The organism is Opitutus sp. ER46 (assembly GCF_003054705.1).
Lineage (GTDB): Bacteria > Verrucomicrobiota > Verrucomicrobiia > Opitutales > Opitutaceae > ER46.
Genome location: NZ_QAYX01000025.1, coordinates 106,831 through 129,987, shown reverse-complemented (window position 1 = coordinate 129,987; position 23,157 = coordinate 106,831). Strand labels below are relative to the sequence as shown.

Below are 23,157 nucleotides of genomic sequence, written 5' to 3'. Positions count from 1 at the left end.
CTGCATCCCAAGCCGATCGCCCCCATGCTCCTTTGCTCACAACGCCACCAAATCAACAATGCGTCTGAACACGTCAGCCGATCGTTTAATTTGGAGGGACTCCGAGGAACACAAAACCCGCTACTCGTTGCCGAATAGCGGGTTCTAAAGTGGTGGCTCAGCCCGGAATCGAACCGGGGACACGAGGATTTTCAGTCCTCTGCTCTACCAACTGAGCTACCGAGCCACGGAGGAGTGGCGAACAAAGGCCGCGCCTCCCCAGCCGTCAACGGCATTTTCTTCCTTTTTCTGCCGCTCGTTGGCGCCGCTTCCGCCGCTCAGGCCGACACCTGCGCAAGGCACGCGCCGCCTTCCTGCCGCTCCGCCAGCTGCGCCAATTCCCTCAGCGCCTCAGCGAAGGGCGCCGACAGCTTCCGCCCCACCTCCTCTCCGCCCGGCCCGAACGCCTCCAGTTCGAAAACCACGCGCAGCCGGCCTTCCGGCAGCGGCTCGATGCGATGATCCACGAACACGCGCACGTCCCCGACCTGCGTCTCGGCCACGAACCCGGTCTGGTCCGTCACTTCGACCAGCCGCGTCAGCCACCGTCCCCCGCCCGCGCGGGTCACCATGAAGCGGGTGCCCCGCCGAAAGGGCCCGCTCACCTCGATGTCGCGAATGCCGGGATCCCAGCGGAACCAGCTCACGACGTCCGATAACAGCGCCCAGATCGCGGCGCGCGACGCGCCCGTCTCCACGGCCTGCTCGGTCGACCAAACCTCCGGTTTTGCTGCATTCATTGACCCCACCTTAGCAGAGGCCACTGACACCCGTCTGTCAGGAGCCGCGGGGCGGTTTTCCTGAACTGCTTATCGGAGAATTCCCGGCCCACCAGCGCGCCGGGTGGGCGCCCGCTCAGTATTCGACCTTGTCAGCCTTTGCCGCCCACGCGCGGAACGTCCGCTGCGCCTCGTCGCGCAGCAGCGGCGCCATCTGCACCGTGCGCTGCTCCGGAGGCAGCGGAATCTGCTGGTAGATAAAGTCGTCCGCGAACCCGATCGCCGCCGCGTCCGCCCGCGTGTTGCCGTACCGCACCCGCGGAATCCGCGCCCAGTAGATCGCCGACAGGCACATCGGGCAGGGTTCGCAACTGGTGTAGAGTTCGCAGTCCTCCAGCGTGAAGCGGCCCAGCTTCTGGCACGCCTCGCGGATCGCCGTCACCTCCGCGTGCGCCGTCGGATCATTCGTCGAGGTCACCCGGTTGCTGCCCCGCGCCACGATCTCGCCGCGGCGCACGATCACACAGCCAAACGGGCCGCCGCGGTTCGCCCGCATGCCGGCGTCAGCTTCATCGATGGCCGCGCGCATGAACAATTCGTCAGACATAGGAATGAGAACCGCGCAGCCTGCCCGGACCGCCCGGCGCCACGCAAATCCCAAAACTCCGCCCGCCGCCGCGCTTGCCCCACCGCCCACTGCGGGCTTTCACTCGCCTCCAACCACCGCCTCCCCCACCCGGCAGCCACGCTGCGGTGGCCCGCGCCGTGCTCCTTCGCCCCGGCCGCCAAACTTCCTTTCCGCCATGCTCACCCGTTTCTCCGTCGCCCCGCTGCACACCATGACCCGCGCCCTCGCCGCCGTCGCGATGGGCCGCACCGCCCCCGACCTTGTCATCACCGGCGGCCGCATCCTCTCGACCTACACGGAGCGCATCCACGGCGAACGCGAGATCTGGATCACCGGCGGCCGCATCGCCGCCATCAAACCCGCCGGCACCTACCGCAAGTCCGGCCTCACCGGCGCCCGCACGTACGACGCCCGCGGCGGCATTCTCGCGCCCGGCCTCGTCGATCCCCACGTCCACATCGAGAGCGCGATGATGACCGCCTGCGCCTTCGCCGAGGCCGCCCTCCTCAACGGCACCACCACCGTCTTCTGCGACAGCCATGAGATCGGCAACGTGTGCGATGTCGCCGGCATCGAGTGGATGCTCGAGGACGCCCGCCGCGCCCCGCTCTCCATCTTCCTCACCGTCCCCAGCACCGTCCCCGCCACCAACGCCACGCTCGAAACCGCCGGCGGCGACCTCACCGCCGCCAAGATCGGCGGTATCTTCGACCGCTGGCCCGAGGCCGCCGCCCTCGGCGAAAAGATGGATTACGTCTCCGTCGCGCTGGGCGATGCCCGCAGCCACGCCATCCTCGCCGCCGCCCTCAAGCGCGGTCGTCCCGTCTGCGGCCACATCTACGGCCGCGAGTTCGTCGCCGCCGGCGCCGCCAGCGGCATCAGCGACACCCACGAGGCCATCGACCGCGACATCGCCGACGACTTTCTTGAAAACGGCGTCTGGGTCTTCCTCCGGGGCGGCAACCCGACCACCCCCTGGCACTCGCTCCCCGCCGCCATCCGCGCCATCACTGAGCTCGGCGCCAACCCGAAGCGCGTCTGCGTCTGCACCGACGATCGCGACGCCGACGACCTTTTCCTCTTCGGCATGGACTGGGTCGTCCGCCAGGCCGTCGCCGCCGGGCTCCAGACCACCACCGCGTGGAGCCTGGGCTCCCTGCATCCGGCCACCCGCTACGCCATGGATGGCGAGTTCGGCGGTCTCGCCCCGGCCCGTCGCGCCGACGTCGTCCTGCTCAACGAAGCCCTCGAGGTGCAGAACACCTGGTTCGGCGGCGAACTGGTCGTCGAGCGCCGCAAGATCACCCCCGTGCTCGAGCGCGCGCTCTCGCGCCGCTACCGGTATCCGCGTGCCGCGTACGCCACCGTGAAGCTCCCGAAGCGTGTGCCGCTCACCCCGCCGCTGCCGAAAACCGCCGTCACCGCCAACGTCATCCGCGTTGTCCCGCCCGGGATCGTCACCGCCCACGACCAGGTGAAACTCGAATCCGCGCCGGACTGGGATTCCCTGCTCGCCGCGCACGACCTGTGCTTCCTCACCGTCGTCGAGCGCCACGGCAAGAACGGCAACGTCGCCCACGGGTTGCTCGCCGACTTCGGGCTGCGCGACGGCGCCGTCGCCAGCAGCGTCGGCCACGACGCCCACAACATCGTTCTCGCCGGCACCAACGAGCCCGACATGCGGCTCGCCCTCGCGACCGTGAAACGTCTGCGCGGCGGCGTCTGCGTTGTCCGCCGCGGCCAGGTCCTCGCCAGCGTCGCGCTGCCGATCGCCGGCCTGCTCTCTGACAAACGCGCGCCCATCGTCGGCCGCGAGACCACCGCGTTGAAACGCGCCTGGACCCGCCTCGGCTGCCGCGTGCCGTACATGGGTTTCAACCTTCTCCCGCTCTCCGTCATTCCCGCGCTGCGCCTCACCGACCGCGGGCTCGTCGACGTCAACGCCATGAAGCTCATGCCGCTGTTCACGCCGGCACCGAAAGCCTGATCGCGTTCGCACCGAATCAGAAACGTCCCGCGTAAACTCCCGCGCAAATCCGCGCAGGAGTATCCGGACATTATCCAAAAGTATCCGGACATTATTCCGGAGTATCTGGACATTATCCCGCAAGGCACTGATCCCAGGCTAATTATAATTGCAGCCCTCGTCCCCTCGTACTCGTCCGTTCTTGCTTCCGCACAAACGGAAGTGCACTGCCTTGGCCTGCCTCCCCCCAGCATCATTCAGTTTTCGCGCCAGCGAAAACTGTTCAGAATGGCGGCAGCTTGAAGAACGAGAGGAAGAATATCCCCGCCACGAAGTAGCCGGTGGCCGTAAGCCGTCGGGGCTCGCCCGTCGCCACCGCCAGCAGCGCGGCGCCGATCAGCCCAAGTCCAATCCCTTCCGCGATGCTCGAGGTGAGCGGGATCGCGATGATTGTCAGCACCGCCGGCATCGCCGTCCGGAAGTCGGTCATGTCGATCTCGGTCACCGACTGCATCATGAACACGCCCACGATCACCAGCGCCGGCGCCGTCGCCACCGCGGGCACCGCCAGGATCAGCGGCGTGAAGAACAGCGCGAGCAGCATAAGCGCCGCGGTGGTCAGCGTCGTCAGCCCGGTGCGGCCGCCCGCCTCCACGCCCGACGCCGACTCGATGTAGCTCACCACCGTCGAGGTGCCGCAGAGCGCGCTCAAAATCGTCGCTATCGAATCCGCGACCAACGCGCGCCCCGCCCGCGGTAAGGTGCCATCGGGCCGCAGGAACCCCGCGCGTTTCGTGACGCCGATCAGCGTCCCGATGTTATCGAACATATCCACCAGCAGCAGCGTGAGGATCAGCGGCAGCGCAAGCTTCAAGGCCGCGCCCGTCGTCAGAAACTGAAACGTCAGCTTGAAGAACACGGGCTCGGGTGACGCCGGCAGCGACAGCAGCGCGGCGGGCATGGACGCGACGTGCTTGCCGGTGCCGTCGGTGACGAACAGGCCGGCGAGCGTGACGGCCGCGATGCTGAGCACGATCGCGCCGGGCACGCGCCGCGCGATGAGGATGGCCGTGAGCAGGATGCCCGCGAGGCAGAGCGCGACCGGGCCCGAGGCGAAGTTGCCATGCGAGACGTACGTCGCGGGATTGGGCACGATCACGCCGCCATTCTTGAGGCCGATGAACGCGATGAAGAACCCGATGCCGCACGTCACCGCCACCTTCAACCCGTGCGGGATCGCCGCGATGATCCGCTCGCGCACGCCGGTGACCGAGAGTAGGAGAAAGATCACGCCGTTGACCAAAACCATGCCGAGCGCCTCCGACCACGGCACGCCGCTGCCGAGGCAGATGGTAAACGTGAAGAACGCGTTGATGCCCATGCCGGGCGCGAGCGCGATCGGGTAGTTTGTCAGCAGCGCCATGATCGCCGTCGCCACGGCCGCCGTGATCGCCGTTACCGTGACCAGCGCCGCGCGGTCCATGCCCGTGTTGGCGAGGATGGCCGGGTTGACGGCCAGGATGTACGCCATCGCGGCAAACGTCGTGACGCCGGCCTGGATCTCACGGCCGAACGTCGTGCCGTTTTCGTGCAGTTTGAAGAAGCGCGAGAGCATCGGAAGAGCGGGAGAAACCGCGCACGCTGCCGAGCCCCGCCCCAAGCGCAAAAGAAAACGCCCAACCCCCTTCCGTCTAGAACCCGCCCCGCCGCCGCATCGCCCCGCCTGCCGCCGTTCGTCGCCCCCCGGCCGCCGGCGCTTTCGCGCCGCGCCCCACCCCCCTTCTCGCAAAACCTGCCGCCGTGCAGGTTTTGCGAGCAGAGTTCGCAACATTCGCGCAGACGCCGGGCGCAAAATCTGTTCCCCTGTTACGCAAATGACTGTGAGCCAAATCGCCGGCATCCTCCCGGCCATCATCTTCCCCACTGCCACGGCGCTGCAGCTCGTGCACATGGTGCGCGACAAGGCCTCCGCCGGCGTGAGTGTGGCGACATGGACCCTCTTCGGCGTCGCGAACATCGCGCTCTACATCTACGCCGAACGCTACACCGAGTGGCAGTCGATCATCGGCCTCCTCCTCACCGCCCTCCTCGACTTCATCATCGCCGGTCTCGCCTTCGCCGCGAAGCGCCGCGCGAACTGAGGCGCCGCCTCCCCGCACAGGTCCTAGAAACCTGTGTGGGCCAAGTTCAGTCGGCCGCGGGCACCGCCGGTGCGCTCAGCCGGCGACGATTTCGATGTGCACCAGCCCGGTGGTGCCGGCGTCGCCGGCGACCACCACGGTGTACGCGCCGGGCTCGAGGTGCCTCAGAATCACGGCCTCCTCGCCGGTTTCGTCGAGCGGCTCGGTACCCACTTTGGCCAGGAAGGCGTGCGCCGCCTCCTGCTCCGCCGGCGAGCCGAGCGCCCAGCCGCTATTCTCGGCGATCACCCGGCCCTGCGCGTCGTGCAGCCGAACGTGCGATCGCGCCAGCGTGTTCCGCAGGCCATGACAAACCAGCCGGCGCCCCGACACCCGCACCACCACGGAGGCCGCCGCCGCGAGCTGAAATCCGTTGATCAACACCGCGTCGTCCCCGCCGACAAATCCGCGGGTGGACAGCGCGACGAACGGCGAACCCGGTGTGGCGGCCGTCACGCGCGCCGTCGCGCCGTCGTCGCCCGTCGCCGGCGCCTCCAGCTTTCGTGCCTGCGAGACGTCAGGCTTTCGCAGCACCGCCACCGATTGCCCCAGGTTGCCGCGGCCCCGCATCACCGTGCCATCAGGCCAGACCAGATCCTGCTCCAGCGGGATGTGCGGCCGGTCACCGTCGAAGAGGTGCTCCACCGCAAAGCCGATGGCCTTGGCCCACGCCCGGATCGCCTCCCGCTCGACAAACTGGTTCAGGTGCTGGCCCGGCGTATTCACCGTGTCCGTGAAGACGATCCAGTGGGAGGCGAGCCGGAACTCCAGGAAGGACAGCACCACGCAACCGCCCGGTTTCAGCACGCGGTACGCCTCCTGCAGATAACGGTACGAATGCACGTGCGGCAGGTGGGTGATCACCGAAAAGAAACACACGAAATCCGCGCTCCCGCTCTCCGCCGGCAGCCCCACCCCGCTCGCCGGCTCAAAGCGCCAGTCCGACCGCCCGCAGAGCTTTTTCGCGTACGCCATCAATTCCGGAACGACATCCGTGCCGAGATAACGCAGCCCCGGGTACCGCCGCAGCTGATACGCCAGCCGGCCGCTCCCGCAGCCGACATCCACGACCACCGAGTCGTCCCGCAACCCCAGCGAGCGGAGCAGTTGTTCCTCCAGCACGCCGGTGGCGATGAAGTCGCCGCCGACCGCGGCGCGCAGGCCGGCTTCCTCGCCAAACTTGGCCTTCAACTCGGCTACGTAATCGGGGTACGCCTTGCCCTGGACCTCGGAAGTCATGTCTCTCACGACAATCTGTCCGCTCGGGTCCGCCATCCACCCCTCACCACCCGCCTGAGGCGCCAGCGCCGGTTCTCCGGCTAGTCCAGTACGGCTCGGATCGCGGAGGCGAGGGTACGCGAGTTGACCGGCTTCTGCAGGAACGTGTAGCCATACAGGCCGTCGCTGCCGGCCTCCATCATCTCCACGTTGTAGCCGCTCATGACGATCACCTTGAGCTCCGGCGCGACCGCCGTCAGCCGGCGCGCGAGCACGAGGCCGTTCATGCCCTCGGGCAGGACCACGTCGGTGATCAGGACCTGGATCGGGAACGACCGTTTCGACCAGACCTCCAGCGCCTGCGGCCCGTTCGCGCTGACGAGCACCTTGTAACCGAACCGCAGGAGCATGGCCGTGGTGACTCGCCGGACCGCCGGGTCGTCCTCGACCAGCAGGATGGTCTCGGTGCCGCGGCGAATGTCCGCGTCGAGATCGTCCTCGGCGTCGCCGCGCGGGGCCGTGGTCTGGGGCAGAAAGACCCGGAACGTCGTTCCCTGTCCCACCTCGCTCTCAACGGTCAGCCAGCCGCCGTGCTGGTGCACGATACCATGGACGGTCGCCAGGCCGAGGCCGGTGCCCTTGCCGGCTTCTTTCGTCGTGAAGAACGGTTCAAAGGCGTGGGCCAGCACCATCGGACTCATGCCGCAGCCGGTATCCGTGACCTGCACACACACGAACTCGCCGGCTCGCGCCCCCGGGGTCGCCGCCGCTTCGTCCGCCGTTAACTGCAGCGGCTGCGTCGAGATCGTGAGCGTGCCGCCGTCGGGCATCGCATCGCGCGCATTGACGCACAGGTTCAGCAGCACCTGGTCGAACATGCAGGGGTCGGCATTGATCCACAGTTCGCCCGACGCGGAGGGCGCATGAAGCGTCACGTGCGCGCCCAGCAGGCGGTGCAGGATCTTCGCCACCGTCGCGATGGCGCCATCCACCTCCAGCGGCTGCGGCTTCATCGCGTGTTTGCGCGCGAACACCAGCAGCTGGCACACGAGCGTCGTGGCGCGCTCGTTCATGGCGCGCAGGTCCTCCAGCAGCGGCTGGGCGGCCTGGTTGTCACGCAGGTCGGACTGCAGCATCTCGAGGTTCAGCGCCATGGCCATGAGGATGCTGTTGAAATCATGGGCCACGCCTCCGGCCAGCCGGCCGATGACCTCCATCTTCTGCGCCTCGATCACCTGCGCCTCCAACTCCTTGCGCGGGGTGATGTCGGTGCTCACGCTCACCCGCAGGGCGGGCCGGGTGGAGTCACCGGCGATGATGGTGATGCTGGTTTCCAGGTACACCGCACGGCCATCGGCATGCCGGGTCGGCACCTCGCCGCGCCAGCCGTCGTGCTGGGTGCGCAGCACATCGGCCAGGGCGGCAACGCTCGCGTCAACATGGCCGACTTCGGAGAGGAGCCGGCCCTGCATCTCGGAGGCGGGACGGCCGAAGAGCTGGGCCGCGCCGTGGTTCCAGAAATTGATCCGGCCGCCGGCGTCGACCGCCACGACCGCCTCGTTGATTTCGTCGAGGAGCTCGGCCTGCTCGACGATGCGGCGCTCGGCGTTGCGGCGCTCGGTGACGTCCTGGGCGAGCACGATGCGCGCCTTGCGGCCCCCCCACGCGAGGGGGTGCGAACTCAGCTCCACCCGAAGCGGTTCGCCGTTCTTCTTGCGATGCCAACACTCGAGGGCCGGACGCCCAGCTTCGGAGGGGCGCAGCGCCGGGGCCGGCAACGGCGCGCCGAGGTCGCTCTGGCTCATCTGCAGGAACTCCTCCCGCCAATAGCCGTACTTCGTGAGGGCCGCCTCGTTCACCGCCAGGAACGCCCCGGTTTCGGCATCGCAGACCCACATCGGGTGCGGGATCACCGCGAAGAGGGTCCGGTAGTTCACCTCGCTGGCGGCCAGTGCCGCCAGGGCGCGGTTGCGGTCGGCGAGCGAGATGTCGATGCAGTACATCTCCAGATCGCCGCTCACATTGCGCTGCATCACGTGGCTCGAAAACACGTTCACCGCCGCACCGCCCTTGCGCATCAGCACCAGCTCCCCGGGCGGAATCGGCACGTCCTCCTCCGCCCACCGGCGAATCAGCTCCACCACGTCGGACCGCATCGGCGGCGGAATGATGAGCTCCTCGAGCCGCTGGCCCAGCGCCTCGGCGGCGGTATAGCCGTAGAGCTCGGCGCTCGCCTCGTTCCAGAAAATCACCCGACGGTCTCGGTCGTATCCCTGCACCGCGATGCTGGGGACGTTCTCGAACAACGACCGAAAACGGAGCTCGCTCTCGCGCAGCCGGCGCCCGGCCTGCTCCCGCGCCACGAGCGTCGCCTGCTGGCGGGAGAAGTACGCAATGCCGACGAGCAGCATCGTGCCCGCAAAGATGGTCGCAAGCGCCGACAGCCGCGCAAAAAGCGTGGTTAATCCCCAGGTCTCCGCGGGCACCTCGACCACCAGCACGGCATCCACCTTTCCCGCCTCGTCCCGAATGGGCTGGAAACCGCGCACCCACCGGCCGCGCTCGTCCTGCACCACCGCCGGATCGAACACCGCCTCTCCCGCATGCGCCCGGTCGCTGGGCGCCAACTGGCCGCACACCCCCGCATCATTGCACCGGGGACGCGCCCCCACCGTCGTGCCGGGACCCGTTGTGTCCATGGTGTCAGTGACCCTGAGGCAAGAGCCGTCCGGCATCCGCCGGCAGGTGTACAGCGCGCCGATGAAGGAGTTTGCCCGCAGCCACGCCCGCTGGGTTGCGAGCATCGCCTGGTAGCCGGCGTCACCGACCGGCGTGTCCGCCGCAATCCGCGCATGGCCCATCCGCTCCAAGTCGCCGCCGTAGGTGGCCGCAAAGATCATCACCCACCGCTGCAGCTGACGCTGGGAGATGCGGCCGATCCCCTCTGCGACGAAGGCACCGAGCACGATGGCCAGAGCCGCCACGGCGAGAGTCCGCGTGCGCGGCGGGCCCACGATGCCCCGCCGTCGCGCCAGGATCCGCGCGCAGCCGATGCTGAATCCCACCACGATCGCGAACGCCACGAGGTCGAGGCGCCAGTCCAGAATGAGGCGGCTGATCATGACCGTGTCACCTGCCCGTTCCGCCATCCGCCCAGCCACGCTTCACCGCCGGCTGGCCGCGGTGCAGCTGCCGCGGACCACGGGACCGCGGCCGCAGACAAGAGGAGCAAGGATCGAGAAAGAGACGCACGCCACATACGTTCCTCCCCGACGTTGGAACGCACGGAAACTCTCTCTTCTACCATGATTTGACGGTCTCTTTATCGATTCCGGCAAATCACCCGCGGAAAGCCCGATGTCCGCCGGGCGCCGGCGGACATCGGGACACCCTCAAAACGCAATCTGGACGCGCATGATCAGTGCCTTCTCGTCCTGCCGGAGCACGGCATTGGTCGCAGTCGCCGGAGCGGCGGCATTGAAACCAAAATGCGTCAGGTAGCAGTCGGTGCTGAAGAGGACCGTCTTGCTGAGGTACCAGTTGAGGCCGGCGGCGTAGCTCGTCGCCTCGTTGGCACTCGCGGCGGCCGAAGCCAGAAGCGGGAACGCATCGTCATCCACCTGAAAGCCGGAGCAGCGGCCGACCACCTCGAACGCGCCCCAGGTGCCCGCGGCGAGGTCGAAGTTCGACCGCGGCGTGAGGCCCGTGTACGACGACGCCTCACCGGTCAGCACATAGCCGGCCGCGAGCTGCCATGCGCGATTGGCGAGCTGCACCTTCGGCGCACCGGCGCCCGGCCGGAGATTCACCGTCGAGACGACGTATTCGCTCATGACGCCGAGCGGGCCGCTGCGGTAATCGAGCTGCGGCACCAGCCGCCAGGCGGCGCCATCGGCGACCACGCTCGAGTTGTAGCTGAAGAAGGTCTGCTGGCCGTCGGTCTTGTAGGCGGCAGCGCGGCCGGAGGCGGTCTTCGAACGACCGTAGCTCGCGGCGACGCCCGCGGTGAGCCCGCGCAGCGCGGACTGCTCGGCGTTCTTGAACGGCGAAACCATCACGCGGGCCATCACCTCCTTGTCGTTGTCGAAGTCCGAGTTGCTGCTCGCCGCGTTGTCGGCGACGCCATTGAACACGCCGACGGCATAGTTCACGACGCCCTTCGCCAGCGCGCCCGAGGCCTGGGCGCCGACGTCGCGCACGGGCACGAGGTTGGAGGCGAGCGACGCCTCGTTCAGGAAGTTCCAGCAAACACCCTGCAGGCGCTCGAGCCCGAGCGGGGGTGTGAACTTGCCGAACTTCAGCTGCAGCGCGGGATCGATCGCGATGCCGACGGCCGCATCGAGGATGCTGACGCTGCCGCCGCCGAACTCCGGCACGAACACGAAGGAGTAGTTCTTCGCGAAGGTGCCGTCGGTGATGATCCGCGCCCGGCGCAGGAGGAACGAGTTGTTGGTGATGCCTTCGTCGTTGAGGAACACGCGCGAATCAAACTGCGCGACCCCGCGGAAACGAATCAGGTTCGCCGCATCGGCCGAGGAAAACGAGAAGCCCTTGTCGGTCAGGTTGATTTTCGGAGCGGCCAGCGCCGGCGCCTGCTCCTTCGCCTCAATGCGCTGGGTCAACGCGGTGAGCTGCTGCTGGAGGGCGGCGACCTGTTCGCGCAACACCCGTACGTCGTCGGCTTCGGAGGCCGCAGCCAGCGGAAGCGTCGAGGCGGCAGCCAGGGCGAGGACCCGGGCAAGTTGTATCGATTTATGCATGGTTCGTTTGGTTGTGTTTTTCGCCGCCGCCGGAGGACCGGCCACGACAGATCAGCCCGCGGGCACAGCCGTCGCGGGAAGGGAGGAAGGCGCCGGGTGCGACCCGGCCGTACGCTCACGCGGCCGTACGCTGGATGTCGCCGTGGATGAGCGTCTGAAAGGCAGCTTCGACGTCGGCCCCCGTGCGGAACGACGACGCGACCAGCTTGAAGGGACCGGGATCGCCATCCGGCGCGCGGCCACCGAGCAGCCCGAGCCGCATCTGCGGCGCCAGTCGGGCGAGCTCCTGTCCCGCCTCCATGGGATCGAACGCCGTCAGCGGTGACACCAGCACGGCGGCGGCGAAGGGCCGCGGCGCCAGCACCACGGCGGCAATCGCCGCCAGCAGGTCGCTCACGATGGTCGCTTCGAGGTCATGGCCCGCGAGCGCAGCCGCGGCCGTTTCGCGGACGAGGTTGTCCCCCACGACCAGCAGCACGCGCTGAATCGGCTGCGCCGCGGCCGGGATCGGCGCCGACAGGTCGCGCTTCAGGATAAAGAGCGAATCGGCCGGCTGCGCCTGAAAGGTCTCGAGTTCCGCCGCTGCCACCCCCAGGGACTCGGCGGCGCGCTCGACGGTCCCGAGCGTCCGCAGAGCGCGGGCCACGCAGGCCTGCTCGGTTTCGCGCAGCGACGCCGTCAGCGTCGGCAGCTTGGCGCCGCGGATCCGGTCGGGGAGCACGCTCAGCGTCAGCCGCGGCTCCTTCATCGCCGTCAACGCCCGGCTCGCGATGGCCCACAGCTCCGCCAGGTTGCCGGGCCAAGCATAGGCGCGGACCGCTTCCGCCGCCGCCGGGTCAATCTCCACCGCCGCGGTGCGGAAGGGATAGAACGGGGTCATCCGCATCGCCGCGGCCAGGATCTCGGGGAGCTCCTCCTCGCGTTCACTCAACGCGCCGACGCGCAGGCTTCCCAAGGCCAGCCGCGAGTAGAACGTGCCCACCAGGCGGCCATCGACGGTCAGCTGGTCGGGATCACAGGCGGTGGTGGCGATGATTTGCATCCGCCGCGCCTCCCGCATCTCCGCGATCAACTCCCGCTGCACCTCGACCGGCAGCGCCTCGACATTCATCAACACGAGCGTGCCCTCGTTCTTCGGCAGCAGCAGCTCGTCCGCCGTCGTCACGGGTTGGGCGGCCACGTCACGCACGACCAGCGGGAGATTGGCCGACGGTCCCGACCCGTGCAGCACCCGCCACAGATCGACGCTCAGCATGTCGGGCGCGGCCTCGATCAGCGCGTAGCGATTCAACAACGCGAGCTGCGCGAGCTTGTTGCGCAGGACCGCGAAGGGCGCGCCGGGATAAAATGTCTCCAGCTCGAGTTCCACCGAGGCGAGGTTTTGCCGCCCCGGCACCGTGGGCACCGGCGCCCCGCCCGCGTCCGGCTCGGGCCGCGCCGCCACCTTCTCGCGTTCCGACCGGTTCAGCGCCCGCCGCAGGACGTGCTTCAGCTGCTCGACCCGGATCGGTTTGTGCAGGAACTCCAGCGCGCCGCGGCGCATGCCCTGAGCCTGGAGCTCCGGACTGAGGTCGCCCGAGATGAACACGATGACCGCGCACGGGTGGAGCTGCTTCACGTGCTCCACCAGCTGCAGGCCGTTCATCGGCTCCATGTGCACGTCCGTGAACACCACGTCGTGGTGAAACTTGCCCAGCAGCTCCAGCGCAGTCGGACCGGACGTCGCCAGTTCGACCTCATGCCCCATGCCCTCGACGAGCATGATCATGAGATCACCCATTTCCTTGTCGTCTTCGACTATCAGGATCCGCGCCATGGTCTCAGCTCTTCAGCTCCGTCGTCAGCCGCTCGGCCTCAAGCCACCACGCGGCGGCCGGACAGCCATGCAGCCGCGCCAGCCAACCCTCGCCCGATTCCAGGTAGGCGGTCGCCGGCACCGACACGAAACGTCCCGGCACATCGGTCGCGACCAGCGCCAGCCCGGCGCCATCCGACCTGCCGATGAGCACCGCCGCCTTGATGCCGTCCGCGGCCGCGCCCGCATAGGCGGCCGGGTCGAGGAGCGGCACGGGGCGGTCGGCGTGCAGGGCCATCCCGAGCACCCACGGCTTCACGCGCGGGAGCGGCGCAACCTGGGTGATCGGCGCAACGCTGCGGACCCAGGCACGGGGGATGAGAAACTGCGTGGTGCCGCGGCGAATGCGCAGGGCCAGCGCACCCGGGCGAAAATCGGCCGCAGGCGCGGGAGCAGCGTGGCGGGGCGCGTTCATGGCGTGCTGAGCTGCCGGCTGAGTTCGGCGAGCACCGCCGCGGTGTCCGTCGGCAGCTTCGACTCGGCATCGGTGGGCGCCCCGGGAAAGAACTGGTACCTCCCGGCCTTGATCGCGCTCAATTTCCGGAGCGTGCCGGCGGCATCGTCCGCGTCGGCCGACCGCGCGTCGATGATCTCGCCGCGGCTGAGCGTGATGCTGCCCGCGATCGCGCCGGGCGCATCGAGCAGGAGCTCGCCCGATTTCACGGTCGTGTGCAGCACCTGCAGGAGTTCGAGGAGCACCCGCGGCGTGAGCGGACCGGTGAGGCCACCGGCCGTGGTGGTCGTCCGGGCGGCGGGCGCGTCCGACTTCACCTCCGCCGCGCGGGCGAGCATCCGTTCCGCATCCTCGAGCCACCCGAGTTTCCGGTACCGGTCGGCGAGGTTGCGATAGCCCTTCGCGGTAGGCGCATTCGCGAGCTGCTGCTCCAGCTCGCTGAGCTCCCACAGTTGATCGACGTTCTCCTTCGAATTCTTCATGGCCTGCTCCAGTTGGGCGCGCCGCCGCGCCGGGAAAAAGCGTTCGGTTTCAAAGTCCAGCACCAGCCGACCCTCCCAGAGTCGGGCCCGGCTGGGCGCGCACTCGGCGCTGGTAAACAGCGTGCCCGGCAGCGCCCAATCGGCCTGCCCCGGCGGAATGATGCCCCGGAAGCGATCGCACACGAGGCCCACGGGCTGTCCGCCCATCGCGGTGAGCACGACGACCGCGTCCCCCACCCGCCGCGCATGCGGCGTGGTGCCGAGCAGCTCCGCCATGTTGAGCAGGGGGTGCGCGCGTTCGTCCGCGATCGCGACGCCGCTCCACCAGGGCGGCACGCGCGGGCCGGCGGGAGCCACACGCAGCTGGTTGCCAAGGGCGACCCGTTGCACGCCCGCCAGGGAAAGGGACAGGTCCAGGCCGCCGGTCCGCAGCCAGAGCAGCCCGGTGAGAGGTTTCGATCGGTCGCTCATGAGGACAAAAGGGGCCGGGGTTTTCTGATCAGGGCGCGGCCGATTTCGCCCAGCGGCAACACGCGCGCGGCATGCCCCGCCTCGCGCACCGCGCGCGGCATGCCGTCGATGATGCTCGAGGCTTCGTCCTGCGCCCAAACGGTGCCACCCGCGCCACTGATGGCCCGCGCGCCGGCGGTGCCGTCATTGCCCATGCCGGTGAGCACGATGCCGAGTGTGCGCGCGCCATACGCCGCCGCGCCGCTCTCGAACAAACGGTCGATCGATGGCACCCACGGGTCCGTGGCCCGCGCCGGCACCAGGCGCACGACGCCCGCGGCATCAAGGTCCACATGCTGCCCGCCGGGCGCGATCAGCACGACGCCGGAGCGGGGCCGATCTCCGGTCTGGGCCTCCCGCACGGAGCCACCGAGATGCTCCGCCATCTGCCGCGCCAGCTCCCCGGTGAACTCCGCCGGCAGATGCTGGGCCACGATCACCGGGGGCAGTTCCGCGCCCCGCCAGCTGCGCGCCAGCTCCAGCAACGCCGCCGGACCGCCCGTCGAACAGCCGATCAGGGTCAGCGCGTCGCTCGCCGGCTCCGGCGGCGCCGCCAGGCTCGGTTCCGCGGTCGACTGGCCCCGCGGCAATTCGCTCACACCGGCGGTCGCGACCGGCGCCACCGGCCCCGGCCGCCGGGCGGTGCGCACCACCCGCACGCGCGCGGCCAGCCGAACCTTCCGGCGCAACTCGTGCCCAATGTGCGCCAGGTCCAGCGAAATTGCGCCCTCCGAGGGCTTCGCGATCACCTCGACCGCCCCGCGCTCGAGCGCGGCGATCGCCGCCGCCGAGTCGCTCCGCACCACCGAGCTCACCACCACGATCGGCCGCGGCTGCGTGCCCATGATCTGCTCGATGGCCGCGAGCCCGTCCATGCGGGGCATCTGGATGTCCATCGTGATCACGTCCGGCTGCAGCTCCGCCGCCCGCCGGATCGCGTCCAGCCCGTCGCGCGCCGTGCCCACGATGCGCAGGTCGCCATCCCGCTCCAGCAGTTCGCCCATGCGGCGCTGCATGAAGGGAGAGTCGTCCACGACGAGCACCCGGAGAGCTCCGGGGCGGGCCGAAGGGACAGGAGTGGCGGCAATGGCCATGGCGCTCCTTGTCACGCCGCCGCCCCGGCGCGGCGGAGATTGGCCGCGACCGCGCCGGTCAGCTGTTCCCGCGACACTGGCTTGATGAGGTAGTCGGCGGCGCCGAGTTCGCGGGCGCGGTCGCGGTGCTTCGCTGCATCGCGCGAGGTCAGGATCAACACGGGGATCTCGCCCAGGTCCGGCCGGCGCCGCATCTCTGCGATGAGTTCGAAACCGTTCACGCGCGGCATCTCGAGATCCGAGACCACCAGCGCATAGCCGCCTTCGCGCAGCTTCTCCAGCGCCTCGCTGCCGTCTACCGCCGTCTCCACCGTGTAGCCGGCGTCGGTGAGATGTCGGGCGGCGATGCGCCGGATGCTGAGCGAGTCGTCGACCACCAGGATGCGCGTGGCCTGATCGAGTGGCTCGGACACCTCCGGGGCGGCGACCGCCACGGTGCGGGAGCGCACGGCGCCCGGTGCAACCAACCCGGGGACGTCCAGGATGAAGATCACGCGGCCATCGCCAGCCAGCGTCGCCCCGGAGAAGTACGGGTGCCGGTTCAGCACCGGCCCGAGCGGCTTCACGACGATGTCGATCTTGCTCTGGATCCGGTCGACCACCAGCGCCGTGCGACGTTCGGCGAGCATGAGGATGATCGCAGTGGAGGCCTGCTGCGTGTCCGGCAGCCCGAGCCGACCATGCAGCCGGACGACCGGGATCGCCTGCTGGCCCTCCAGCAGGAGCAACTCGGAGGTGCCGCTGTGCGTAAACGCCCCGGCGGAAGCCTTGACCACCCGTTCGACGAAGTTGATCGGCAGCGCGTACACGCGGTCGCTGCACTGGACGAACATCACCTGGTTGATCGCCAGCGTCACCGGGAGCGTGAGAATAAAAGAGCAGCCGGCGCCCTCGTGGCTGACGACGTTGACCGTGCCGCCCAGGTTGGTGACCTCCTGCCGGACGACGTCGAGCCCGACCCCGCGACCGGCGACATCGGTCGTCGCGCTGGCCGTGGAAAACCCGGGCTGGAAGATCAGCTCTGCGAGCTGCGTGTCGTCGACCTCGGCGTTCTCCCCCAGGAGCCCGCGCGCGCGGGCCACCTGCGTGATCGCCTTCCGCCGCAACCCGCCGCCGTCGTCGGTGAATTCCAGCACGAGCCGGCCGGCCTCGGTGCGACTCCGGACGTGAAGCCGGCCCTCGGCCGCCTTGCCCGCTGCCTTGCGTTCCGCGCCGGACTCGATGCCGTGAGCCACGGCGTTTCGGACGATGTGCAGCAGGGGGCGGAACAGCTGGTCGCTGATGAACTTGTCGATCCGGTTATCCGCGCCCTCGACCGTGAACGTGACGGCCTTGCCCTCGGAGGCGCTCGCATCGCGCACGGCGCGGTGCAGCCGGCGGAAGAGCTGGTCGAGCGGCACCATGCGGGTGCGCGCCACCTCCTCCTGGAGCTGGCGGGTGACGGTGGTGAACTGCACCGCCTCCTCGGAGAACGAGCCAAAATGACCGTCGATCTGGGTGACAATCTCCTCGGCGTCGGCCGCGATCTCGACGAGCGAGCGCGAGAGAATGTTGAAGTCATCGTAACGATCCAGCTCCAGGTCGGAGAACCCGTCGCTCGGCGCGGCCGCGGCGGCGCGACGCTGGGAGAACTCGTAGCGACTGTTGAAATCACCCACCACGTGCAGGAGCCGCTCGCGGGCGCGCACCAGTTCGGCGCGCAGCGACGTCACCTGCTGCAGTTTCCGGTTGAGCCGGTGCCGGTTGATCAGCAGGTCGCCGACCAGGTTCATCAGCGAATCGAGGTGAGACGTCTCGACCCGAATCGTGCTGCGCTCGGGATGCGCGAGCGCCGCTTCGGCCACCGCAGCCGGCGGCGTGCCGGAGACGACACTCGTCTTGCTCGGAGCCGTCGCGACCGGTGCCTCGGTGGGAGCGGCAGCGAGGGATTGCGCCTCGGGGGCGGTGGACAGGTCAGATTCGTCCGCCGGAGCCGGGGCCGGGACTGCGGCTTCAGCCGCGGGCTCGACGACTTCCGCGGGCGCGTCCAGCGGCGCCATCGTGCTCCGCAGCGCCACGATCCGCGCCACCAGCGCGTCGGCGGTCGCCTGCCAGGCCGGCTGGCTGCAGGCGCCGCTCGCGAAGTCGCTGCGCAACGTGTCGATGATCGCAAGCACCAGCGCCGAAAGTGGCTCCGGAGCAATCCGGCCGCGGCCCTCGACGAGATCTTCCAGCGTGTCCTCGAGCCGATGCAGGACGGTGCCGACGACCTTCAGGCCGACGGAATTCGCGGCGCCCTTCACCGAGTGGGTGAGACGGAAAACATTGCGCAGGTCCTCGCGCCCCTGGCCCTGCTTTTCCCAGGCCATGATCGACTGCTCCATCGCCTCGAACGCTTCGCGCGACTCCTGCGCGAACGCATCCATGATCTCGGCGGGAACCTCCTCTTCCTCGGCCGGCGCGGCCGGCGTGGGTGCGGCGGCGGGTGCGAGTACTGGTGCAGGTGCGGCGGCCGGCAGCGCGGACGGCTCCGGCGTCACCGCCGCGGCAAGAGTCTCCGCCGTGGGCAACGGCGCTTCGGGTGCCGGCTGCTCATCCGCCGGGGCGTCAAGACTGTCGAGAAACGCGCCGGCATCGATGGCATCATTGGGACCCGCGCTGGCGGGCAACCCGGCCACGAGCGGATCACCGCCCTCCTCGAGCTGGACCGCGAGATGAGGTTGCAGCGCGAGCCAGGCTTCCTCGAGCACGGGATCACCGGCGGGGGCGAGGAGCCCCGGACCGTAGCTCGTCCAGGCCTCGGCCAGTCCGGCGAGATCGGACGTCGGATCGGGAGACAGCGCGGCCTGCTGGAGCCGCTGCTGGATGCAGATCGCCGCCCCGGCGAGGAGCGGCAGCCCGCCATCGAGCGCGGTCTGTTCAATCTGGCCGGCGATGGCACGCGCCTGTTCGCCGCGATCGGAGCCCACCGCGGTGACGAGGCACGCAGCGAGTTGCTGCACCAGTTCCGCAAGGCGTTCGGGGGAAGAAGAGGAAGAATTCATGACGAGCGTCGGCGATACACTAGCGTCTCGGCGAAGGACACGGGCTCGAACCACGCCCGCAGATGCAGCGCGGACTCCGAGTGGCCCAGGAACAGCCAGCCGCCGGGGGCCAGCGCGTCGCGGATATTGGCCAGCACGCGATTCGCGGCCTCCGGTTCGAAATAGATCAACACGTTGCGGCAGAAGATGACCTCGACGCCCACCAACGGCAGCGGCTCGAGCAGGTTATGCTGGACGAAACGCACCTTCCGGGCGACCTGCGGCCGCACCCGGTAGGTGCCGCCGGCCCGGATGAAACCCGCGGCGCACTGCGGGTCGCTGAGTTCGCGCACGCTGAACTCGGAGTACTCGCCGGCCCGCGCGGTGCGGAGCGCGCGGTGCGAGAGGTCGAGCCCGACCACCTGCACCGCGTCCCCGACGTCACCGGCCTCGATCGCGGTCAGCGCCAGCGTGTACGCTTCCTCCCCCGTGGCGCAGCCCAGCGACGCAATCCGCACGGCCCGGCCGCTGGTCAGCAGGACCGGCAGGACGAACCGGCGCAGCGCCTCGAAGTGCGGCGGCGTGCGACCGCAGGCGGTCTCGTGGTTGAGCATATCTTCCACGAGCGCCTGCAACTCCTCGGGCGAGCCGAGGAGCAGCCGCCAGTAATCCTCCGCCGGCCGCGATGCCTGCCTTTGCGCCAGCACGCTCCGCAGGTAAGCCATCGCAGCAGGCCGCGGGGAGTACCCGAACCGAGCCGCGACGAGCGCGCGTACGCGGTCGGCGAAGGCGGCGTCGGTGCCAGCCGAAGCCACGGCACCCACGATGGGCGGCAGGGCAATCATGCGCGGGCGTCAGGGTTGGGCTCAGACCTTGAACTTGACGGCGCGGCCGAGGAGCTCGTTGGCGAGCGTCACCAGCGACTCGGTGGCGCGGCGGGTCTGGCCGGCGCCGCCCTGCGCCTGCTGCGCGATCTGGGAGACCGTCTGCATGGCGGACACCACGCCGTTCGCGCCGCGCACCTGCTGCTTGGCCGCCAGAGAGATCTCGTTGATCAGTTCGGCCGACTGCACGGACGCTTCGCGAATGCGGTCCAGCGACGCGCCGGCAGTCGTCACCGTCTGCGAGCCCTCCTCGACCTGCACGGTCTGCTGTTCCATCGAGGTCACCGACTCGTTGGTCTCCGCCTGGATGGAGGCGACCAGCTTCTCGATTTCCTGCGTGGCGGCGGCGGCGCGTTCGGCCAGCTTGCGGACTTCCTCGGCGACCACGGTGAAGCCGCGCCCGTGTTCGCCGGCGCGCGCCGCTTCGATCGCAGCGTTGAGCGCAAGCATGTCGGTCTGGGCGGAGATCTGGTTGATCGTGTTCACGATCGTGCTGATTTCCATCGAGCGCTCGCCGAGGCGTTTGATCTTCTTGGCGCCGGCCTGCACGTTCTCGCGAATGCGTTCCATGCCGCTGATGACGTCCTGAACGGCCTTGGTGCCCTCTTCAGCGGCCTTGCGGGCGCGACCGGCGGCTTCGTTGGCAGCCGCAGCGTTGCTGGAGACGGACTCGGTGTTGGCCGCCATCTCCTGCACGGCCGAGCTCGTGTTGACGATCTCCTGGTTCTGCGTGTTGGCGCCGCGGGCGAGCTGCTCGGAGGAGGCTTGGATCTCCATCGCGGAGTTCGCGACCACCTTGGCCGACTCCTGCACGTTTTTGATCAGCTCACCGACATTCTCGAGCATCAGGTTCACGGCGTCGCTCACGTTGCCGAGCGCGCCGTCGGTCACCGGCGCGCGCACCGTCAGGTCGCCGTCGGAGGCGTCGGCCGTGACGCGGAGAAGCTGCTGAATGCCCTCCTGGAGCTTCTTGTAATCATCGGTCTCCTCCTTCGCCTTCACGCGCGCATCCAGCATCGAGTTGAAAGCCTCGCCCAGCTGGCCAATTTCGTCGTCGGACTCCACTGCAGCCCGAGCGTTGTTGTCGCCGCGGGCGATCTGCTGCGCCGTGTGCATGAGCACGGTGAGTGGGCGGGTAACGCTGAGCGCGAGGCGCTTGCTCACGATGAAGGCGGCCGCCACGAGGACGAGCGCGACGCCGGCAGTCCACACCAGGAGTTGGGAGAGCGTGCTCAGGGCGGCGTCCTGCGACTCGCGATACTCGTCGTAGTATGCACTCACGCCGATGACCCAGTCCCAGGGTTCAAAATAGGTGACCGCGGAGAATTTCTCGCGCGCCCGCGCGGCGCCTGGGTCGGACCAGAGGTAATTAACCCGCTCGGCACGGTCGCCGCGGCTGGCAAGGCCGGCCTTGATGATGTTCTGGACAACAAACTCGCCGTTGGTGTCGCGGGTCTCCCACATCTGCTTTCCGTCGGCCGCGCCGTTCTGGGAAACGATGTACTTGCCGCGGAGGTCATTTTTGCTGCCGAAAACGAAGACGTACCCGGTCTTGCCCACCGTGATCTTCGCGATGCTCTCACGCACGGCGCGGGTGGCCTCGGTCATGTCCATACCCACGAAGAGCATGCCGATCACCTTCTGATGCGCGGCATCCCAGAGCGGCTCGTACATCGCCTGGTACCACGTATCCATGCCCATGGCGCGGCCAAGGTAGTTTTCCCCCTTCAGGACCGACGCGACGATGGCGTTGGGCTGACCGTCCGCATTCGTGGCCGGGATGAAGGTGCCGATCGCGCGCGACCCATCGGCACGCTGCAGCGTCGTCGCGACACGGAGCATGTCGCCCGCGTCGTTCATGCGCTGGAACAGCGTGACCTGGAGGTTCGTCAAGTGCCGGGCCTCATCCACGATCGGCGACCGGGCCTTCCAGTTCGCGTTTTGACCGATCCATTCGCCGCCGACGCAGAACTTCGGCAGGTCGACGCGCACCTTCTGCTGGTTGACCTGGTTTTCGGCCTCCCATGCGACGCTCTCGCCGGCAAACGTCACCGCGCCCTTGGCCAACAGCGTCTCGCGTGCCACCGTCAGCCCGTGCTCGAGCTGGCGGTGAGACTGCGTTTGGGCGCTGGCGCAGTTGTCACGGATGATCCGTACGATCTTGCTGGATTCCGCGAAGGCTTGTTCGTCGAGATACCTGCCCAGCACCGGCGCCAGGCGGCTCTTCTGCACGAAGACAATCGCGGTGAGGACGACGACCGTCAGGGCGACCATGGAGAAGCTCAGGAGGGTGATCTTCGTGCTGACCTTGAGGGAGCTCTTGCGGGAGGCATGCTCCGCTCCCGCGGAGGGGTTGGGAATGGCTTGAGGTGTGTTCGGTTTCATTGGGCTGGAACCACGACGCGTCGCGGACGAGGCGGTAGGAAGGACAGGCGCTCCGCCGGCTCCGACGCGGAAGCGCGGAGGGCCGGCGGCGGACGGCCACGGAACTGGGGGGGGGAGGAAAAGGAGGCCGCGACCGGTCAGGCCGCGGGGGTAAATTGGAGCTGGTCGATCAGCGCGGTGATGAGGGCCGAGCCATCGATGACGGTCACAAGTTGATATCGAGGATCGAGGACGAGGCTGGACATCCAGCGGCAGCGCTTCGCCAGCGGGTGCGGGAGCAGCGCGGCGGGATCCACCGCGGTGACGCCGAGCAGGCGGTCGAAGGCGAAACCGATCGTCGTATCGCGCTCACGCACCAGCGCGAGCACGCCCGGCGCCGAGGTGCCAGCGTCGATGGCCAGCAGCCGATCGGGCAGGACCGCCGGCACGATCTCGCCCCGGAGCTGGAATGAACCCAGCACCTCGGGCGGCGCCAACGGCACGCGCTCGAGTTCCGGCAGCACGATCGCCTCGCGCACATGCGCGACGGAGAGCGCAAAGCGCTGCCCCGCGCGCTGGGCGACGAGATGCACGGTGGAGTTGGCCCGATCGGCGGGTTTCATCGCGCGGTCGCTCAACCGATGTGTTTGCGGATCAAGTCGGCGAGCGCCTTGGGCTCGAACGGCTTCGTGATGTAGTCGTTCGCGCCCTGGCGGATGCCCCAGAACTTGTCGGTCTCCTGGTCCTTGGAGGTCACGATGACGATCGGCGTGCTCGCCGTTTCGGGCTGCTTGCGCAGCCGGCGGCAGACCTGGAAGCCGTCGACTTTCGGCATCACCACATCGAGGAGGATGAGCGCGGGCTTTTCGGCGACGGCGAGTCGCATCGCGTCATCGCCATTCGTGGCGACCAGCGAGACGTGTCCGGCTTCGGACACGGCATTTTGCAGCAGTGCCACCGCGGTGGCGGAATCATCAGCAACAAGAACTTTGGCCATAATTG

Annotated in this window: 17 protein-coding genes and 1 tRNA gene; 2 read left to right on the top strand and 16 right to left on the bottom strand. The window is 68.7% G+C overall.

Annotation, left to right across the window (positions count from 1 at the left end; genetic code table 11):
• Positions 1–150 precede the first annotated feature (150 nt).
• From DB354_RS18850 to DB354_RS18840, 3 genes are all read right to left on the bottom strand, one after another.
• Positions 151–226, bottom strand: a tRNA-Phe gene (locus DB354_RS18850).
• Positions 227–317: 91 nt separating this feature from the next.
• Entirely contained in the window at positions 318–779 is a 462-nt protein-coding gene (locus DB354_RS18845) for an SRPBCC family protein (RefSeq protein ID WP_107837196.1), read from the bottom strand.
• A 115-nt stretch (positions 780–894) separates the two neighbouring features.
• Complete coding sequence (locus DB354_RS18840; RefSeq protein ID WP_107837195.1) at positions 895–1,365, bottom strand: nucleoside deaminase; 471 nt, start codon at positions 1,363–1,365, stop codon at positions 895–897.
• A 196-nt stretch (positions 1,366–1,561) separates the two neighbouring features.
• Between DB354_RS18840 and DB354_RS18835 the strand changes: the two genes are divergently transcribed.
• Complete coding sequence (locus DB354_RS18835; RefSeq protein ID WP_107837194.1) at positions 1,562–3,373, top strand: adenine deaminase C-terminal domain-containing protein; 1,812 nt, start codon at positions 1,562–1,564, stop codon at positions 3,371–3,373.
• Positions 3,374–3,635: 262 nt separating this feature from the next.
• Here DB354_RS18835 and DB354_RS18830 read toward each other — a convergent pair whose 3' ends face one another.
• Positions 3,636–4,967, bottom strand: a complete 1,332-nt coding sequence (locus DB354_RS18830) for an NCS2 family permease (RefSeq protein ID WP_107837193.1) — start codon at positions 4,965–4,967, stop codon at positions 3,636–3,638.
• A 259-nt stretch (positions 4,968–5,226) separates the two neighbouring features.
• On the opposite strand from DB354_RS18830, the gene DB354_RS18825 reads away from it, so the two are divergent.
• Entirely contained in the window at positions 5,227–5,493 is a 267-nt protein-coding gene (locus DB354_RS18825) for a hypothetical protein (RefSeq protein ID WP_107837192.1), read from the top strand.
• Between the two features lie 75 nt (positions 5,494–5,568).
• On the opposite strand, the gene DB354_RS18820 is transcribed toward DB354_RS18825, so the two are convergent.
• The 12 genes from DB354_RS18820 to DB354_RS18765 all read right to left on the bottom strand — a co-directional run bounded on the left by DB354_RS18820 (position 5,569) and on the right by DB354_RS18765 (position 23,152).
• Positions 5,569–6,771: a class I SAM-dependent methyltransferase gene (locus DB354_RS18820; protein WP_158277608.1), complete on the bottom strand. Its 1,203-nt coding sequence runs from the start codon at positions 6,769–6,771 to the stop codon at positions 5,569–5,571.
• Between the two features lie 80 nt (positions 6,772–6,851).
• Positions 6,852–9,872: a PAS domain-containing sensor histidine kinase gene (locus tag DB354_RS18815; RefSeq protein ID WP_158277607.1), complete on the bottom strand. Its 3,021-nt coding sequence runs from the start codon at positions 9,870–9,872 to the stop codon at positions 6,852–6,854.
• Positions 9,873–10,142: 270 nt separating this feature from the next.
• Positions 10,143–11,510: a porin gene (locus DB354_RS18810; protein WP_146180324.1), complete on the bottom strand. Its 1,368-nt coding sequence runs from the start codon at positions 11,508–11,510 to the stop codon at positions 10,143–10,145.
• A gap of 115 nt (positions 11,511–11,625) precedes the next feature.
• Entirely contained in the window at positions 11,626–13,326 is a 1,701-nt protein-coding gene (locus tag DB354_RS18805) for a response regulator (RefSeq protein WP_107837188.1), read from the bottom strand.
• A 4-nt stretch (positions 13,327–13,330) separates the two neighbouring features.
• Complete coding sequence (locus DB354_RS18800; protein WP_107837187.1) at positions 13,331–13,780, bottom strand: chemotaxis protein CheW; 450 nt, start codon at positions 13,778–13,780, stop codon at positions 13,331–13,333.
• On the bottom strand, positions 13,777–14,772 hold the full coding sequence (locus DB354_RS18795) for a DUF4388 domain-containing protein (RefSeq protein ID WP_107837186.1): 996 nt from the start codon (positions 14,770–14,772) through the stop codon (positions 13,777–13,779). Before DB354_RS18795 ends, DB354_RS18800 begins: the two co-directional genes overlap by 4 nt.
• Entirely contained in the window at positions 14,769–15,905 is a 1,137-nt protein-coding gene (cheB, locus tag DB354_RS18790; RefSeq protein WP_107837185.1) for a chemotaxis-specific protein-glutamate methyltransferase CheB, read from the bottom strand. The genes DB354_RS18795 and cheB overlap by 4 nt, the downstream gene beginning before the upstream one ends.
• An 11-nt stretch (positions 15,906–15,916) precedes the next feature.
• Positions 15,917–18,928 (bottom strand): hybrid sensor histidine kinase/response regulator, encoded by a 3,012-nt coding sequence (locus DB354_RS18785; protein WP_107837184.1) that lies wholly within the window; start codon positions 18,926–18,928, stop codon positions 15,917–15,919.
• On the bottom strand, positions 18,925–19,752 hold the full coding sequence (locus DB354_RS18780; RefSeq protein WP_107837183.1) for a protein-glutamate O-methyltransferase CheR: 828 nt from the start codon (positions 19,750–19,752) through the stop codon (positions 18,925–18,927). The genes DB354_RS18785 and DB354_RS18780 overlap by 4 nt, the downstream gene beginning before the upstream one ends.
• 21 nt (positions 19,753–19,773) lie before the next feature.
• On the bottom strand, positions 19,774–22,176 hold the full coding sequence (locus DB354_RS18775) for a Cache 3/Cache 2 fusion domain-containing protein (RefSeq protein ID WP_107837182.1): 2,403 nt from the start codon (positions 22,174–22,176) through the stop codon (positions 19,774–19,776).
• Positions 22,177–22,313: 137 nt separating this feature from the next.
• Positions 22,314–22,778, bottom strand: coding sequence for a chemotaxis protein CheW (locus tag DB354_RS18770; RefSeq protein ID WP_107837181.1), 465 nt, complete (start codon positions 22,776–22,778; stop codon positions 22,314–22,316).
• 11 nt (positions 22,779–22,789) lie between these two features.
• Complete coding sequence (locus DB354_RS18765) at positions 22,790–23,152, bottom strand: response regulator (protein ID WP_107837180.1); 363 nt, start codon at positions 23,150–23,152, stop codon at positions 22,790–22,792.
• Positions 23,153–23,157 lie beyond the last annotated feature (5 nt).

Excerpts from the sequence above, each read along its gene's own strand:
- DB354_RS18845 (WP_107837196.1), bottom strand. The coding sequence starts at position 779 with ATGAATGCAGCAAAACCGGAGGTTTGGTCGACCGAGCAGGCCGTGGAG.
- DB354_RS18840 (WP_107837195.1), bottom strand. The coding sequence starts at position 1,365 with ATGTCTGACGAATTGTTCATGCGCGCGGCCATCGATGAAGCTGACGCC.
- DB354_RS18835 (WP_107837194.1), top strand. The coding sequence starts at position 1,562 with ATGCTCACCCGTTTCTCCGTCGCCCCGCTGCACACCATGACCCGCGCC.
- DB354_RS18830 (WP_107837193.1), bottom strand. The coding sequence starts at position 4,967 with ATGCTCTCGCGCTTCTTCAAACTGCACGAAAACGGCACGACGTTCGGC.
- DB354_RS18825 (WP_107837192.1), top strand. The coding sequence starts at position 5,227 with ATGACTGTGAGCCAAATCGCCGGCATCCTCCCGGCCATCATCTTCCCC.
- DB354_RS18820 (WP_158277608.1), bottom strand. The coding sequence starts at position 6,771 with ATGACTTCCGAGGTCCAGGGCAAGGCGTACCCCGATTACGTAGCCGAG.
- DB354_RS18815 (WP_158277607.1), bottom strand. The coding sequence starts at position 9,872 with ATGATCAGCCGCCTCATTCTGGACTGGCGCCTCGACCTCGTGGCGTTC.
- DB354_RS18810 (WP_146180324.1), bottom strand. The coding sequence starts at position 11,510 with ATGCATAAATCGATACAACTTGCCCGGGTCCTCGCCCTGGCTGCCGCC.
- DB354_RS18805 (WP_107837188.1), bottom strand. The coding sequence starts at position 13,326 with ATGGCGCGGATCCTGATAGTCGAAGACGACAAGGAAATGGGTGATCTC.
- DB354_RS18800 (WP_107837187.1), bottom strand. The coding sequence starts at position 13,780 with ATGAACGCGCCCCGCCACGCTGCTCCCGCGCCTGCGGCCGATTTTCGC.
- DB354_RS18795 (WP_107837186.1), bottom strand. The coding sequence starts at position 14,772 with ATGAGCGACCGATCGAAACCTCTCACCGGGCTGCTCTGGCTGCGGACC.
- cheB (WP_107837185.1), bottom strand. The coding sequence starts at position 15,905 with ATGGCCATTGCCGCCACTCCTGTCCCTTCGGCCCGCCCCGGAGCTCTC.
- DB354_RS18785 (WP_107837184.1), bottom strand. The coding sequence starts at position 18,928 with ATGAATTCTTCCTCTTCTTCCCCCGAACGCCTTGCGGAACTGGTGCAG.
- DB354_RS18780 (WP_107837183.1), bottom strand. The coding sequence starts at position 19,752 with ATGATTGCCCTGCCGCCCATCGTGGGTGCCGTGGCTTCGGCTGGCACC.
- DB354_RS18775 (WP_107837182.1), bottom strand. The coding sequence starts at position 22,176 with ATGAAACCGAACACACCTCAAGCCATTCCCAACCCCTCCGCGGGAGCG.
- DB354_RS18770 (WP_107837181.1), bottom strand. The coding sequence starts at position 22,778 with ATGAAACCCGCCGATCGGGCCAACTCCACCGTGCATCTCGTCGCCCAG.
- DB354_RS18765 (WP_107837180.1), bottom strand. The coding sequence starts at position 23,152 with ATGGCCAAAGTTCTTGTTGCTGATGATTCCGCCACCGCGGTGGCACTG.